Annotated in this window: 15 protein-coding genes and 1 pseudogene; 3 read left to right on the top strand and 13 right to left on the bottom strand. The window is 39.8% G+C overall.

Features of this window, described 5'->3' with window-relative positions:
* Nucleotides 1–326: 326 nt before the first annotated feature.
* From MKY01_RS17180 to MKY01_RS17145, 8 genes and pseudogenes are all read right to left on the bottom strand, one after another.
* Nucleotides 327–644, bottom strand: a complete 318-nt coding sequence (locus tag MKY01_RS17180) for a hypothetical protein (RefSeq protein ID WP_339282789.1) — start codon at nucleotides 642–644, stop codon at nucleotides 327–329.
* A gap of 504 nt (nucleotides 645–1,148) precedes the next feature.
* Nucleotides 1,149–1,562, bottom strand: coding sequence for a MarR family transcriptional regulator (locus MKY01_RS17175; RefSeq protein ID WP_127549209.1), 414 nt, complete (start codon nucleotides 1,560–1,562; stop codon nucleotides 1,149–1,151).
* A gap of 229 nt (nucleotides 1,563–1,791) precedes the next feature.
* On the bottom strand, nucleotides 1,792–2,313 hold the full coding sequence (locus tag MKY01_RS17170) for a VOC family protein (RefSeq protein ID WP_127549211.1): 522 nt from the start codon (nucleotides 2,311–2,313) through the stop codon (nucleotides 1,792–1,794).
* Between the two features lie 39 nt (nucleotides 2,314–2,352).
* Nucleotides 2,353–3,398: pseudogene (locus MKY01_RS17165) on the bottom strand (NADH:flavin oxidoreductase/NADH oxidase).
* Nucleotides 3,399–3,967: 569 nt separating this feature from the next.
* Nucleotides 3,968–4,168, bottom strand: a complete 201-nt coding sequence (locus MKY01_RS17160) for a hypothetical protein (protein WP_339282788.1) — start codon at nucleotides 4,166–4,168, stop codon at nucleotides 3,968–3,970.
* A gap of 213 nt (nucleotides 4,169–4,381) precedes the next feature.
* A complete protein-coding gene (locus tag MKY01_RS17155) occupies nucleotides 4,382–5,290 on the bottom strand; it encodes an oxidoreductase (RefSeq protein WP_339282786.1) in 909 nt (302 codons plus the stop codon).
* A 68-nt stretch (nucleotides 5,291–5,358) separates the two neighbouring features.
* Nucleotides 5,359–5,991, bottom strand: a complete 633-nt coding sequence (locus MKY01_RS17150) for an NAD(P)-binding oxidoreductase (RefSeq protein ID WP_339282783.1) — start codon at nucleotides 5,989–5,991, stop codon at nucleotides 5,359–5,361.
* 103 nt (nucleotides 5,992–6,094) lie between these two features.
* A complete protein-coding gene (locus MKY01_RS17145; protein WP_076327897.1) occupies nucleotides 6,095–6,667 on the bottom strand; it encodes a TetR/AcrR family transcriptional regulator in 573 nt (190 codons plus the stop codon).
* 245 nt (nucleotides 6,668–6,912) lie between these two features.
* Between MKY01_RS17145 and MKY01_RS17140 the strand changes: the two genes are divergently transcribed.
* Together MKY01_RS17140 and MKY01_RS17135 are read left to right on the top strand one after the other, a co-directional pair.
* Entirely contained in the window at nucleotides 6,913–7,281 is a 369-nt protein-coding gene (locus MKY01_RS17140; protein ID WP_062329841.1) for a hypothetical protein, read from the top strand.
* 18 nt (nucleotides 7,282–7,299) lie between these two features.
* Entirely contained in the window at nucleotides 7,300–8,532 is a 1,233-nt protein-coding gene (locus MKY01_RS17135; protein ID WP_339282782.1) for an exo-alpha-sialidase, read from the top strand.
* Between the two features lie 78 nt (nucleotides 8,533–8,610).
* Here MKY01_RS17135 and MKY01_RS17130 read toward each other — a convergent pair whose 3' ends face one another.
* The 3 genes from MKY01_RS17130 to MKY01_RS17120 form a co-directional block, all read right to left on the bottom strand.
* A complete protein-coding gene (locus tag MKY01_RS17130) occupies nucleotides 8,611–9,036 on the bottom strand; it encodes a hypothetical protein (RefSeq protein WP_062329837.1) in 426 nt (141 codons plus the stop codon).
* 327 nt (nucleotides 9,037–9,363) lie between these two features.
* Complete coding sequence (locus tag MKY01_RS17125; RefSeq protein WP_282321201.1) at nucleotides 9,364–9,717, bottom strand: DUF4367 domain-containing protein; 354 nt, start codon at nucleotides 9,715–9,717, stop codon at nucleotides 9,364–9,366.
* 228 nt (nucleotides 9,718–9,945) lie between these two features.
* A complete protein-coding gene (locus MKY01_RS17120) occupies nucleotides 9,946–10,863 on the bottom strand; it encodes a 2-dehydropantoate 2-reductase N-terminal domain-containing protein (RefSeq protein ID WP_339282778.1) in 918 nt (305 codons plus the stop codon).
* A gap of 148 nt (nucleotides 10,864–11,011) precedes the next feature.
* Between MKY01_RS17120 and MKY01_RS17115 the strand changes: the two genes are divergently transcribed.
* Nucleotides 11,012–11,563, top strand: coding sequence for a TetR/AcrR family transcriptional regulator (locus MKY01_RS17115; protein ID WP_339282776.1), 552 nt, complete (start codon nucleotides 11,012–11,014; stop codon nucleotides 11,561–11,563).
* A gap of 420 nt (nucleotides 11,564–11,983) precedes the next feature.
* On the opposite strand, the gene MKY01_RS17110 is transcribed toward MKY01_RS17115, so the two are convergent.
* Together MKY01_RS17110 and MKY01_RS17105 are read right to left on the bottom strand one after the other, a co-directional pair.
* Entirely contained in the window at nucleotides 11,984–13,432 is a 1,449-nt protein-coding gene (locus MKY01_RS17110) for a 6-phospho-beta-glucosidase (RefSeq protein ID WP_339282774.1), read from the bottom strand.
* Between the two features lie 14 nt (nucleotides 13,433–13,446).
* Nucleotides 13,447–15,387 carry a beta-glucoside-specific PTS transporter subunit IIABC gene (locus MKY01_RS17105; protein ID WP_282321205.1) on the bottom strand — a complete coding sequence of 647 codons (1,941 nt, stop codon included), beginning with the start codon at nucleotides 15,385–15,387 and terminating at the stop codon, nucleotides 13,447–13,449.
* Nucleotides 15,388–15,473: the final 86 nt, after the last annotated feature.

Here is a 15,473-nt window from a genome sequence, read left to right as displayed (position 1 = left end):
TTCCGGTGGTAGCTGTACTCGATGAGTCAGACAAGCGAGAGGTTCCATCGATAAGATATTCACTGTTATCACCTTCAGAGGAATCTGCCCAGTTATCAAATGACTGCCATCCTTGTAGGGGGTATCAAATCTTCTCTCTAACCCATAGAATCATAGAAGGATGACTTCTTACCCAACTAGCTATACGCTCACGATTATAAAAGTCAACTTTTAACTTCGATGCGTTAGCGTTCCCTGTGATAGCTTCTTTCATGGCAGTTTTTCTGTTTTGTAATGCAGAACCTGAAGTGGATCCTTGACTACTTATAATTATATAAGCTCCATTATTATCCGCTAAGTTCTTTATAAACTTCTCTCGGTACTCCTTTTGGTCGTATTTCTTCTATAATGTCCCTACGAGGCATATCGGGTTTCTTAACTTGAAATGCTGTATTTGCCCTAAGAACAAAACCATCTTTTCTAATAAATTTCACTTCAACCCTTACATCTATCCCACCATCTTTAGCATTTTGATCCCCTCCCCAGGTTACACCTGCTGTCGGAACTTGTTCAGACGCCAGCTCCGCTTCACAAAGGAGACCAACTAAGGATCGCAAGTCAGTATCGTTAAGTTGAGCGATTTCATCACCTGTTATTTCAAGCATAATTTTCCTCCAAAATTCGTATAGAAAAGCGGAATTCTTTATAAACTTGAGCTTTTTTCATTTTCAATCATGTTTATTCTATTTTTAATAAATATATTTGACTCTAATGGTGAACCTCTGTTTGTCTCATCTTGAAACGAATTGATTCACTGCAAGTACCACCCTATTTAGAGCGTGTATCTCTTTAGATGAACATTAAATCAGCAATGACACAATGTTCTTGTCCTTTTCGGCAAAGGAACCAAGTTCTTGTCCTCAGCATGGGACAAGAACTTGGTTCCATAAAACAAAAAAGCCGCTATAATAGCGACTTTGAATGGAACAATGTTCTTGTCCCGCGACAGATTCCCAATACACGGCCCTACCTATCCGAAAGAAATCCGAACTTTTTTATTCATTAAGGTACCATAAGATTAAATAACCACAGTCGCTATAAAATGCGACTGTGGTTATTTGTCCATAATGTATTACTGTTATAATGTCCGTTTATTTTGTGTACCGTATTTAAGAAGTAAATAATCGAATGTTTTTTTTATCCTTTTCAGACATAGACTCCTCTAAAACAGAACTAACTTCTGTAATAATATCTCTCGTATATTTCTCACCGTTTGGAGTAAGAACAACATAGAAGCCTCTCTTATCTTCTTCATACACAACTCGTTCTACAGGTTGAAAAGTATGGTTTTCCAATCTGGTTATTAGACGAGTAAGAGCACTCTGGCTTAAACCAATCATATTCGATGCAGTAGACAGACGTAGTTTGTTGTCTTCGGAATGATAAAGGTACATAAGCAAATAAAACTCTTTTAAGCTAAATTGATAACGTTCCTGAAGAATATGGTTTAAAGCATTATTAATTCGATCATGATATTTGGAGAAATTGACCCAGTCATGAATTAGATAATCCGAATCGCTCAAGTATATCTTCCTTTCGTTCTATACGTTGTATTGTCCCACATATAGTATTACCTCAACTTAAGCTGATGTCAAAAGATCAAATCGATGCCGTCTCCTCAAAATGAGTATAGCTTTAATGCATGCATTTCCTTAGCACATATTGACATAGGGGTACAGCATTACTTACATGAATTAATAATTATCTCTGTGTAACAATTTTCTTATATGTGGTTGGTCATAAGTGCAGATGTTATGGTGTAAAACGTTTTGCTTCACTATCTTCAGGGTAGTTTAATCCATGCGGTGTATAGCTAATGAGTTCAATTAACATTCCCCATGGTGCACGCCCATATACAAAATGACCTGTTCCATCTTCAACATCTCCTAACAATTCACCGGGATCATTTAATAACTCTCCACCTGCTTCAACAAATGCTTTAGCTGCTTCTTTAATGTCATCCACATAGAAACCAAAATGTTGAACACCCAAGTCAGAAGCAATTGACGGTCTCCGTTGATCAGCATCGACGTAATTAAATAGTTCGATACTAGCGCTATTATTAAAAGAAAGCAAGCGCATATGGATAACTTTGGTTCCCTTTTTTAGACCTAATGTTTTCTCTAGATTTGGTCCAGCTAAAGGCTCATCTTCAATTTTTTTATTATCATAAGCAATTTTAGCGTCAAAAGCCTTTTTAAAGAAAACTGTTGCTTCTTCGATATCGGGCACGGTTACTCCAATATGATCGATTCCTCTTGTAATACTTTTCACGTTTTATCTCTCCCTTTATTTAAATTTACGATTAATCCTTTAACGAATTCCTCTCGAATACTGAAAAGGTGCTTCCACTTTCTTTGTTGTCGCTTTCATCGCATGCAATGTCCAATAAGGATCATTCAACATTCCTCTCGCCACCGCAACCAGATCTGCATCACCATTTGTAATAGTTGCTTGAGCAAGTTCAGCATTTTCAATCTTTCCTACAGCAATCACAGGAAGACCAAGACGATCCTTAAACATTCTTGCGAAAGGGACTTGGTAACCAGGCGTGTTTAATGGCTTCAATTTTCCTGGGATTCCTTCTCCACCGCTAGAAATATGGAAAATGTCTACACCTGCAGCTTTAAATCTCTCTCCCATATTCAATGCATGTTCAATATCATACCCGCCATCAATGTATTCAATTGCAGAAAGTCTCATAATCAGGGGCATATTTTTAGGCATGACACTTTTCACCGCTTGAATGACCTCTACACCAAATTTCGAAAGGTCTGTTCCATATACATCTTTTCTGATATTAATACTGGGTGACATAAACTGATGAAGCAAATACCCATGGGCACCATGAAGTTCAATGGTATCAAACCCGGCTTCAACTGCACGTCTAGCAGCATCCTTAAATTGACTAATTACTCGATTAATCTCTTCGATTGTTAGGGCTCTGGGGAGTTTCAACTCTCCATATTTCGTCTCTTCAGGTAGCGCTCCACCTTGAACAGAGGACGGTGCTACTGGTTGAAGAGCATCCTCTGCCTTTCTGCCGCATGCCCAATCTGTATACCTATCTTAGATCCATGCTTCTGGACTTCAGAGACGAGACGTTGATATGGAGGAATTTGATCATCGGACCACAGACCAAGATCACCATCTGTGATTCTTCCATCAGGATCAACTCCTGTCATTTCTACAATGATTAATCCTGTTCCACCAACGGCTCTGGAAGCATAGTGCACAAAATGCCAATCATTGGGTACGCCATCTTTTAGTTCAACAGAATATTGACACATCGGAGCCATGACAGTTCTATTTTTGAGTTCCAGGTTTTTTAGTTTGAAAGGTGTGGATAAATTATTCAATTTTTAAATTACCTCCAATATTATTTGTTTGCACATGCAAATAATATCATTTGAATCTCTTCTTGTCAAAACAGTAGTCATTTCATTAAAAGAACCGTTTAGTTTTATGCCTAATCGGTAATCGGACTATTTTCTTGTCCATTCCGGCAATCGGTACAAGTTCTTGTCCTTGACTCGGGACACGAACTTGTACCGATAAAATAAAAAAGCCGCTAAATTAGCGACTTCAATGGGACTATGTTCTTGTCCCTCGACAATTACCCCCCCTTGTTTTATAAGAGGTTTCTTGGTTGGCGACTTTATGTCATTTTGAAAATTTTTCCTATATTTTTATACGGCTCCCAAACCATAAATTCTGCTATTACTTCTCTAATTCTTCGTAAGGTACTGAAAGCGCAACCTCCTTCGCCTTATTAAATATGCCATGTGGATCGTACAGAGAGGTAATATGTATGAAACTACCCGTTCTAATGGCCCATCCATCGTCCACCACGCTTGTTTGATGAAACCATTCGGATTTCTGCTTTGTAGAAATCTCTAATCTAAACGGATGAAATATTAATTCACGGTTAGGTAGGTATACTCGTTCCATCTCTACTAATTATGTGCAATTCTAAATCTGAATAAGGTCCTTCTTTTACTTGAGCAAGTGATCCATAACTACCGATAGCCTCAATGTCCTCATCATATTTCTCTAATAACTTGTTCTTTATCTCATGTATAAAATCTAATTTTTCTTTACGACTAGTTTCAGCTGGAAAAGGCAACATGTGGGTCCTCCAGTTATCTGGATTTCCTTTATTCTATCATCCATTAAACTAACCCGCCCGTTAGCTTAACGAAAAAGGAGCAGCTGCCAACCGGCGAACTGCTCCATGTTATTTAGAATTAATGTCTCCCGCTTGCGTAATGACCTGGGCATATGTGATACGGTTCATCTTAACGGGTCTATAGGCGAAAAATGAGCTATCTTTGATATTTTTTTACAAGTCATAATGTACTCCGGTTAACTTCTCAGATAATAACCAAAGTCTTTCTGCAACCTGCACATCCAATGCCTTTTTGGGGAAATCTACAATCTTCGGTTTCTTAGTCTTTAGAGGATTCATTCCTAGCCCTACGTAAATATCTCCGGTGATTGTCGAATCCGTCGCCGCAATAAGTGATGGCCAAGATGATTGATCAGGAGGAGTTCCGAATATTTTCATTAATAGCAGTCCGAATGCTTTGGTTCCCTTCGGTGCGTTTCTCCCGATTCCTGTAGGACTTGTACCAGGATGTACTGCTATAGAAGTGATACCTTTCTTCTTCGCACGTCGATTTAATTCTCGGGCAAACAGTATGTTTGAAAGTTTCGAGCGATTGTATCCTGCCATTGGTCTGTATTTCTTATCCATTTTTAAATCAGAAAAATCTATATCACCCATTTGAGCTGACTGTGCGCTAACTGTAACGATTCGACCGTGGTTCTTTTCAATTAATGGCAATAACAGACCTGTCAACGCGAAGTGTCCAAGATGATTGGTTCCAAAGTGCATTTCAAAACCATCGGCCGTCAGTTCACGAGTGGGAACTGCCATTACCCCAGCATTGTTTATAAGGACGTCTATTCCTTTCACTTTCCCGTGGATCGTGTCGGCAAAGCTTCGAACTGACTTCAGATCAGCCAAGTTTAATGGCTCCACTGTCACATCTATATTCGATGCAGTTTGTTTCATCGTTATGATTGCTTCTTCGCCGCGCCTAGGATCACGGCTTCCAATGATCACTTTGGCACCGTGCATCGCTAGCTCCAATGCCGTATAATAGCCTACCCCGCCATTGCCTCCCGTCACGATAGCGGTTTTTCCTCTTAAGTTTGGGAGATCGTCAGGCGTCCAGTTTGGTCTCATGTTTTATTCCTCCGAAAGCTTATATTTTAAAATGTAATTGGGTCATTACTACAGCAAAGCTGTTTCAATCAGTCGTGCATAAACGAGGATTGTTTGATATATCGCGCATGTTCGACTGAATCGATCATGAATCTAGCCACGTCGACACGAGAAATTTTAGCTAGCATGGAAGGAGTAAAAGCACCGTGTTTATATTGCCCTTTGCCCGGATCATTGGTGAGCCTTGAAGGCTGAACGATAGTCCAATCCAATCCACTTTTCCGTACAATACCATCTTGCCTTTCCTTATCGTAAAACTCTCGGAACGTTATTAAAGAAACTAGTTTTACAATCATTCTCATCCCAATTCCAAGCTGATTCCTGCTTTCTCTGCTGGTGCCAAAGCCCGTAAGAACGACCAGTCTTTTTACTTTATGCCTTCTCATGGCGTTCACAATTGAACGAGTCCCACGTAAGCATAGATCTGAAGGACTTCCTGCTGTGGCTCCTAAAGCTACAAACACCGCGTCTTGCCCCTCAACAGCCGATCCTACATCCTGTTCACTAAATACATTTCCTTCTACAACTGTTAATCCCTCCCGGGTAAACGGGATTCGATCTGCGGCACGTACAAAGGCTTTTACGGTATGTCCCTTGTTGATCGCTTGGTCAATTAGCAGTAAGCCCGTACCCCCGCTAGCTCCAAAGATGGTAAACTTCATTGTTTTTTTCCTCTCTTTTTATCTATATTGCCAATAATAAGTGAATATTCGTTTATTATTGGTAAAAAGAACAGCGATGCGTAGCATCGCTTAAAATACTTTATTATGCCTTAATAGCGTCCCAACTCATCTTGATGGCAGAATCTAATTGTTTACTATTCAATATGGTTCCGTTCTTCAAATGTGTTTTCAACAATTCGGCTATTGGCAAGATGGAGTAAGCAACTAGCATGTTAATATCCTCTTTCTTCAAGATCTCCTGTCGGATGCCGACTTCAAACATCTCGAAGATCGGTTGAAACTGACTTGCCGTATCCTCTAGGCACCATTTCTGGGGCAAAGGCGAATTCATTATTTGCTCCAGAAACAAAAAATATTCTTTGAAGGATTGAATAAAATCAACATAGTTGCGGATGATAGCCTCAAATCGTTCGTAAACTGTTCGGGTATGATCCACTCCCTGAAACATTTCCTCGCTCATCTTGCCTTTAATCTTTAAGTAGGTCTTATAGAGCAGATCCTCTTTGTTCTCATGGTAAATATAAATCGTCGCTGCCGATACACTCGCTCTTTTGGCAATTTTTGATATCGACGTGTCAGAGAAACCGATCTCATTAATTAGCTGTATAGTCGCGTCATATATTGCTTCGACTTTGTTATCATCTCTATATCTCATGAACCAATAATAAACGATCATTTATTTATTGTCAATTATAGTAACCGCTGCGATTTTTCCTACACGTTTAATAAGCATCGTATGTCTCCTCCAACTTTGTACATAATAATAGAAATATCTAGTAATCTAGCATATGTATCACAACAAAATTTTCATATCGTTCCAATATAAGAGTCGAAGTTTAGTCATACTGGCAGCAGGAATCGTAATATACTTTACTATATATTGCGGAAGGAGTGTGCTTTTTGCCAAACTCTACAGGCTTTATTTACAATCCAACTTCGGGTGAGACCCAATCCACTCAGCTCATCGTGACTTGCATTAATGATTCCCTTAATGTGCCTGTCAATGTTGAGCTTGAGGTATTCAGATGGGACACTACCCAAGCTGCACGTATACCCATTGCTCATGATCTATTTGAATTACTACCTCAAGCGACCAGAAGCTTAATCTATCCATTGATCAATGCTGCTTTTTACGAGGTGCAGAGCGATTATTTTAGTGCTACAAGTACGGTCATCCATGTATATGGAGTTAATTCTACAGGTCAGATCATCCAGCGTGTGCTTCAATCGGAGATGACATTAATTGACCGATTCACAAATATCCCTTAAAGGAATCGAGGTGAGCAGATGGTAGTTGTGAATATTACCGGGGCTTTGGCAGGCAGTCAATTTGAACCTTCAATTGCAGTTAATACGCTGAACCCGAATATTATGTGCGTGGTAGCTGTGGATACCAGTACCGGGCCAACATTGACTGGTTTCTATCGTTCCATTAATGGAGGCAGTACCTGGACCACCACTGTGCTTCCTCAACCGGCAGGGTATGCAGGAGCAGAGGCGCCTACGATAGACTATACGTTTCCGAATACCTTTATCGTTACCGTGCATTTGTTTAACGGGATCAATGATGGGACGATTGCGAGTTATACTTCTTTGGATAATGGACTCACGTGGCAGCCACCGGTTATCGTCCAAGCGGGGTTCGGTACTATTGTTCATAATGATGAGCCTTACATAGCTGTTGATCGTTCTCCAGGGAGCCCTTATCGAGGCAATGCATATGTAGGATATACTCCGCTTGCTACTGCTTCTTCCGCTATATTTACGCAAAGGTCGCTCACCCAAGGGATCTCCTGGGAGCCTCCTGATCGGCAGTCCAATCCCCGAGGAATACACGATCGGGCTGCGCTGGCTGTTGGATTCTCAGGTCAAGTCTATGCAGGTTATATCATTACGGGCCCTGCCAGTCCATCTGCGTTATTGCGTATTTCGTACGATGGGGGCATTACCTATCAACCTCCTCTGGAGAGACAAGCAACGTTTATTTCATCCGTTGTACCGGCACCTTCGCCTTTACCTGTACCAAACTATGCCTTTCGAGTACAGACTAACTTAAGCATGGGGGCGGATATATCAAATGGAACCAACAGTGGTACGTTATATGCCGTCTGGAATGATGCCCGTGCCGGATATACCGATGTTTTACTCTGCGAATCTCCGGATGGCCTTTTATGGTCAGACCCCATCAGTATCACAGGCGCGCCAACGGGTACACAGAATTTTTTCCCGTCGATAAGCGTATCGCCGTTTGCCGGGACGATCCGCGTCATATATTACAGCAATCAAATTAACGGGTTCCTGCTGGACGTTTTTGTTGCAGAATCGTTTAATGGAGGTGCGAGCTTCACTAATCGTCGCATCACAAATACATCTTTTAATCCGAATGGCAACTCTCCGATGCCCACAGTACTCATTGGAGACTATATTACTGCGGCTACAGTTAGTCCAGATAATTTGGCAGCTGTCTGGATGGCGACAACGCCACCCACGGGTAAGCTGGATGTTTATTTTGGAAACTAATTTAAATTAAATGAAACACCCCCATTACCTTAACCCTATGTAAAAACAGGATAAAGTACGGGGGTGGACGTATTCATTCTAATTCGAAACGATAAATCCGTCGAAACTTTCAGGGCCGACCCGAACCGTTCCGAGCAGGTTGCTACTGATAAATGCAGTGTACGTTATTTGAGCAGAGATCGGTGGATTATAGTCGTTGGCAGAAAACATGATAACTTCGGGGTTGAGGAGACCACTTAAACCATACGTGAAGTTAGCAGAGTAAACGATCGGATCAGTAGCAACAGTGCCTCTTACAATAATAATTCTCACTTGAAATAGAGCAAGAGGTAGTTGTACTGTTATGGTTCCTTTTAGGGAGACCCTCAGATTGGTTCCGGCTCCAGCCGTTTGCAGACCAATCTGGCCGAATAATTGAGGCGTGTTAATCACTGGAATCGGTATGGAAATAGAATTAAACAACGCAGCATTTTGCGATGATCTTGCATCCAGAAATTGAGTCAACGTATATACCTCCTATCTGTTTCAGATAGAATAATATATTCATCTTTCAGATATTCGTATGGACGTTGGGTAAAGCGCTGGAGATATTAAAGACAAACCGACTGCCCGTGGGACTGGACTCTTTAAGCCATACAATCTGTAACGGCAAGTTTAAAGGCCATCCTTTGTGGGATGGCCCTTCCTTTACAGATATCTCCATTAATAATACTGCTTATAGGTTTTGTTAGCTCTATTCAAATTATAACTGGCTGGAAGATTACTTGGGTCCTTCAGTAAAGCAGAACTAATGTCTAAAGTGCCTTGTTTATCCCTTTGTTGTTTAGAACACTAAGGAGATGTAAGCATCTCTTCAGCAATTTTGACCAGATCCTTTTTACCTAAATTGCTGTCCCCATTTTTGAATATTTCATACAACAAATGATTGTGATCGTCCCTCCATCCAATCCGATGGTAAGGAACGGAATTAGTTTCCCTATCCTTAATATCGGATTGAATATAATAGATCTCATTACCTTGAATGTTCAGCTTCTCGGATTTAGCCTGATCATCCTGGAATATGGTTACTTTGGAGTCGGGGAATATTCTTGTGACCATTACAGTTACAACGTTCTTCCCCTTGACATAGCGTGCCAAAGAGAAATCAGCCTTGTTCCAATTCAGTTTTTGAATATTTCTACCCATCAGTATAAAAAACACACTTTAAAGCAGAATTGCTCCCTCTCTCGGTTGTAGCTCGTTCATTGTAAAAAGCGAATAACTCCTTATTTTGATCAGATCAGCCTGTTCATAATTAATTGCATTGCCTGAATCAGGGATGATTTTGTAGTTCATCTGGTTGTCTTTAACTCTCCTTATAGCTTTTGGATAGTTCGACAATCTATCGTATTCACCATCAGGAACAATTTGTCGTTAATCCATTTCCGATTTGATACCATTTTGACTTAAAAATTTTATTAAATCATTACTCAGCTGCACAATCTCATTGTTAGCATGATTCGCATAATCCGGCAACATCATATCTCTAACCATTTTAGTTCGTAGCCATGTCATAAAGAAAAGATCCAAAAATAAGTTTGGAAATTTAAGCACCATTTTAAGCATTGGTGGATCAATCGAAACGCCAGCTTTTTGTATTGCCTTTAGATGCGCTTTTAAAGTGAATGTTATTTTTCGTGCCGTTTTTCTGGTTCTGGCAGTTTTTTTGTCAATGATCTTATTTTCAGAATGCAAAAAGTTTAACATGGCAATGTCTGATACCGAATGTGTAATTAGATACGCTTGCATATCCTTTTTAATGACGTAAGGAAGCTTTGCTGTTTTTAATATTTTTGCGAGGTTTTCTATTCGTTCTGTCACTACACCATTAATTTCTCCGAATGCAGTTGCCGCTATAATCTTTGGTAGAAATCGAGCATGCAATACTCCATCTTTAATCTGTCCACCGAAGCCCGGAAAAGCGGGTAATAGTCTATCACCTACGATATCCAGCCACGAAGAAAATCCCATTGAATTACTAGTCATCGTAACTATATTTTTGCTTTGATTATCCTTTAGCGTTAACAACGCTGATTCGGACCGATCATAACGAACGGTAACGAAAATAAAATCGTACACATCGCCGTTTTCGAGTGTATCAATGACATTCACTTTTATCGATCTAACTGAACCTTTTTCCTTATATCGCAGGCCATTTTCTCTTAATGATTTATATCTATTTGAACGTGCAAATAGGGTAACGTCAAACCCTGCTTCTATAAGCTTAATTGCGTACATGCTCCCGATGACACCTGCACCAAAAATTAAAATTCGATTTTGTTTATTTGACATTAAAACCCCTCCTACCTATTACCAATTCTTATTTAATTATCCGACAACATGTTGTATAATTGATTATAAATTTTCAATATTCATTGATCAACCATCAGTATTTTATGATTTGTCGGATGATATTCTTAGACGCTAATAGGAGGAAAACATGAAAAAGCAACCTCAAATAACAGAGAAAACAAGACAAACCTTTGTTGGAGTTTTTTGTGAGTTATATAGCCAAAAACCAATCGAGAAAATTTCAGTTCAGGAAATCGCGAATAAGTCAGGATATAACCGTAGCACCTTTTATCAATACTTTACTGATATTTACGAATTGTTAGATGCTCTTGAAAATGACTTATTGAACGACATAAAAGAAGAATTGGTGAAAAAAGAGCTATCGATGCATACGGTTCAAGATGCGCTCCATTGTCTGGACAAAAAAGAACATCTTTTGGTTCTCCATGCCCTTTTAGGTGATTATGGAAGTCCCCGTTTTTTAAAACGCTTAAAAAAAGAAATTACTCTAAATCAGTTGGAATTAAATGTTCCGCAAAACCCTGCCTTAACGCCATACTTGATTGAGTTTTACCTGTCAACCTCCCTTTCCTTATTTCGTCTTTGGCTCCAGCGACAAAAGGATTTATCGTCAGAAGAGTTTTTCAAGTTAGTGGACAACCTCTATTCAAAGGGGGTTTCGTCCTATTCTAAAGTATGAGTCTGCCATTCAAACCTAATCGGTGTGTAGTACAATAAAAAAACTGCCCTCCTTGTGATTAGTTTAAGGAATTGAAGGACAAGATGACGATTAGATACACGCTTAATTGGCAATAGGAACATGTTCTTGTCCAATACGGTAATCGGTACAAGTTCTTGTCCTTGGCTCGGGACAAGAACTTGTACCGATAAATTAAAAAGCCGCTATAATAACGACTTCAATGGGACCATGTTCTTGTCTCTCGACATGAGGACATTGAATTATACATCTCAAAGTCTTTTGGAGTTAAAAGAAGACCACATATAGAGATTCTCTTATGTGGCCTGCCTTGTTTCCCCTCAAGTATTTATTTAGCACACATACTTGAAATATTTTTGTCATACTGCTTCATTAAATTAACACGCGAATACTACCGATCAATTAATCAAGGAAATACCCTGCCCCATTATTAGCAATAATGTCTTTGTACCAATGAAAACTTTTCTTTCTGATTCTTCGAAGCGTGCCAGAGCCATCGTTGTTTTTGTCAACATAAATGAACCCATACCGTTTTTTCATCTCGCCGGTACCGTTACTCACAAGATCGATCGGTCCCCAACTTGTATACCCTATAATATCAACTCCGTCTTTTATTGCTTCAGCAATCTCTGCAAAGTGAAGATCTAAATACTTAATGCGGTAATCATCTTCAACGGTATCATTATCCAGAAGAGTATCTTTCGCACCAAGTCCGTTCTCTACGATAAATAATGGTTTATTGTACCTCTCATGTAACTGGTTACAAGTAATCCGCATGCCCTTTGGATCAATTGTCCATCCCCATTCTGAGGTTTCCAAATAAGGGTTGATTACAGAACCAAAAACATTCCCATCTGTGTAATTCTTCAGTATTTCAGGATCAGCACTGGTACAACGGCTGGAATAATAGCTAAAACCAATGTAATCCACTGTATATTTCTTCAAAATTCCCAAATCTCCAGGCTCAAACTGAAGTTGAATTCCATTCTCGATGAAAAAGCGTTTTGCATATCCGGGATACTCCCCTTTAGATTGTACATCAATCAAGAGGTAGGACTCTCGTTCCATTTCCATAACTTCCCAGTAATCTTCTGGATTACTACTGTATGGATACACATTTCCAGCTGCCAACATACATCCGATCATGGCGTTAGGAATAATTTCATGACAAGCCTTAACCGCCAGAGCACTTGCAACCAGTTCATGATGCGCTGCTTGATACAGAACTTGTTGTTTATTCTCTCCTTCTTCAAAAATAATGCCAGCTCCTGTATAAGGCAGATGCAATAACATATTAATCTCGTTAAATGTCATCCAGTATTTCACTTTGGTTTTATAGCGTTCAAACAATGTTTTGGAGTATTTTTCAAATAGCTCAATCATAATTCGGTTTTTCCAACCGCCATACGTTTTCGCCAAGTTCACAGGTAAATCAAAATGACATATAGTAACGACAGGCTCAATATTATACTTCAGAAGTTCATCAAACACGTCATCATAGAATTGCAATCCTGCTTCATTCGGGGTTACATCGTCACCATTGGGAAAGATGCGAGCCCATGAAATCGACATTCGAAACGATTTGAAGCCCATTTCCGCAAAAAGAGCGATATCCTCTTTATAACGATGATAAAAATCGATAGCTTCGTGGGAAGGATAAATCTCGCCTTCCTCGGGTTCAAACGAATTTAAGTTACCCATCGAAACCTGATCACGTTTAGGCCCCTTCGGCATCAAATCAATGGTCGTTAGTCCCTTACCATTAGCTAGGTATGCCCCCTCAATTTGATTGGCAGCCGTAGCACCACCCCACAGAAAACCATCCGGAAATGTAGTGATTTTATTAAACATATCCAATTACCTCCCTATTTTTGTGCATATACTTTGAGTAACGGTTCTTTTTCATCTACCCTGTCATTTGCAATTCCTACAATGTCGTGATACATGGACGTATTTGTAATAACAATGGGGGTTACCATTTCATAACCGGCATCCTGGATCGCCAGCAAGTCGAACTCTACAATGACATCCCCAACCTTAACCCGATCCCCATCTTTCACGAATGAATTGAAGTGCTGACCTTTTAACTGAACGGTATCTTGTCCAATATGAATGAGTATTTCTACTCCATCATCACTGATAAGACCAATGGCATGTTTCGTACGGTAAATCGTTTGTACAATGCCGTTTACTGGAGATACAACACGTCCCGTTGTAGGGAGGATGGCTATCCCTTTGCCCATATACTCTCCTGCGAAAGTTTCGTCCTTAATATCTTGGAGTCTAACTACAGTACCTGTCATCGGACTAACGATTTCAAAGGGTTGGTCATTTAATTGACTTGTATTAGGAACGAATTCTTGTTTTTCAGCAATATTGGTTGATATCGTCTCTGTTGGATCTTTAAAACCAATAAAGTAGGTTAAGACAAACCCAAAAATAAAGGCGACGGCAGTTGCAATGAGTGACATATAAAAACTGAAATCAATACCGGCTACCTTATTTACAAAGTTGGGATAGCCGAACACACCGAGGCCTCCAAGAATGTAAAATTTTGACCCAGCATATCCCAAAAGACCTCCACCGATCCCTCCGGCAATACAACTCATAATGAATGGTCTTTTTAAAGGTAAGGTTAAACCATATATAGCAGGCTCCGTGACACCAAAAATCCCAGAAATGAATGCCGGTACACTCAACGCTTTTATTTTTCGATTTTTAGTTTTGATCAGAACTGCTAGAACCGCACCGATTTGCGCAAATGAAGCCCCAAAAGAAAGCGCCATAATTGGATCTGATCCAAGTGTTCCAATATTCAGCAGCGCGATGGGGATGATTCCCCAATGAAGTCCAAAAAGAACCAAAACCTGCCACATGGAGCCTATTATTATACCCGTTAAAATAGGGCTAAATCCGTAAATTTCAGTAGCGCCCGCTCCAATTAAATTTCCTGCCCATGTAGATATAGGCCCTATTACCAAAAAAGTAGCTGGGACGATGATAAGCATCGTAAAAAAGGGAACCAAGAACGTTCGTACCACTTGTGGTGTAACTCTTTTTAGAACTTTTTCTAATTTAGATGCAGAGAACGAAGCTAAAATGATGGGTATGACTGAGGAGGAATACGTCATTAAAATTACTGGCAGACCCAAAAACGTAATATGAATTGGAGATTCAAAAATTGTCCCTCCAAACAAAATGAATTGAGGATCTCCTTCACTTAAACTAGATAACGTTGGGTATACGAGTGATGCCCCTATAGCCATTCCTATAAAGGACGACCCACCAAATTTTTTCATTGCAGTGTACCCTAAAAATACGGGGAAGAAGTAAAACAGGCAATCTCCAGTTGCTTTTAACAATTGATATGTTCCAGATGTTTCCGTAATCCATCCAAAAGATAAAAACAGTTCGTTGAACCCTTTAATCATTCCTGTCGCAGCCAACAAACCAAGTAATGGCTGAAAAACACCTGAAATCATATCAATAAAACGATTGAAGATATTTCCTTTGGCTGTTTTATTTTCATCGGAACTTAAAGTCTCTTCACCCTCTACAGACCAATTTCCAAGTTTAGTGATGGCCTTATATACATCCGGAACTTCATTCCCTATCACAACTTGGTATTGACCGCCACTTTGCATGACCGTAATGACCCCAGACAGTTTCTTTAATTCTTCTGTTTGGGCCATTCCTTCGTCCCTTAATTGAAATCGCAATCGTGTTATACAATGAACAACGCTGTTAACGTTTTCAACACCGCCAACTCGAGACAAAATCTCCTTGGCCAACTGATCATAATTCATGAGTGCTCTTCCTCTCTGGCTGTGACTTTGCATCAAAAAAACTGTATGGCTGTCCAGTGGATAGACTCTAAACATCATTTCCATGC

Source organism: Paenibacillus sp. FSL R5-0486 (assembly GCF_037975155.1).
Classification (GTDB): domain Bacteria; phylum Bacillota; class Bacilli; order Paenibacillales; family Paenibacillaceae; genus Paenibacillus; species Paenibacillus amylolyticus.
The sequence above is the reverse complement of the archived record's forward strand: the minus strand, read 5'-3'. Positions and strand labels throughout refer to the sequence as shown.

What these genes read in the sequence shown, in the direction of transcription:
- MKY01_RS17180 (WP_339282789.1), bottom strand. Translation starts at nt 644, where the DNA reads ATGCTTGAAATAACAGGTGATGAAATCGCTCAACTTAACGATACTGAC.
- MKY01_RS17160 (WP_339282788.1), bottom strand. Translation starts at nt 4,168, where the DNA reads ATGTTGCCTTTTCCAGCTGAAACTAGTCGTAAAGAAAAATTAGATTTT.
- MKY01_RS17155 (WP_339282786.1), bottom strand. Translation starts at nt 5,290, where the DNA reads ATGAGACCAAACTGGACGCCTGACGATCTCCCAAACTTAAGAGGAAAA.
- MKY01_RS17150 (WP_339282783.1), bottom strand. Translation starts at nt 5,991, where the DNA reads ATGAAGTTTACCATCTTTGGAGCTAGCGGGGGTACGGGCTTACTGCTA.
- MKY01_RS17145 (WP_076327897.1), bottom strand. Translation starts at nt 6,667, where the DNA reads ATGAGATATAGAGATGATAACAAAGTCGAAGCAATATATGACGCGACT.
- MKY01_RS17135 (WP_339282782.1), top strand. Translation starts at nt 7,300, where the DNA reads ATGGTAGTTGTGAATATTACCGGGGCTTTGGCAGGCAGTCAATTTGAA.
- MKY01_RS17125 (WP_282321201.1), bottom strand. Translation starts at nt 9,717, where the DNA reads ATGGGTAGAAATATTCAAAAACTGAATTGGAACAAGGCTGATTTCTCT.
- MKY01_RS17120 (WP_339282778.1), bottom strand. Translation starts at nt 10,863, where the DNA reads ATGTCAAATAAACAAAATCGAATTTTAATTTTTGGTGCAGGTGTCATC.
- MKY01_RS17115 (WP_339282776.1), top strand. Translation starts at nt 11,012, where the DNA reads ATGAAAAAGCAACCTCAAATAACAGAGAAAACAAGACAAACCTTTGTT.
- MKY01_RS17110 (WP_339282774.1), bottom strand. Translation starts at nt 13,432, where the DNA reads ATGTTTAATAAAATCACTACATTTCCGGATGGTTTTCTGTGGGGTGGT.
- MKY01_RS17105 (WP_282321205.1), bottom strand. Translation starts at nt 15,387, where the DNA reads ATGAATTATGATCAGTTGGCCAAGGAGATTTTGTCTCGAGTTGGCGGT.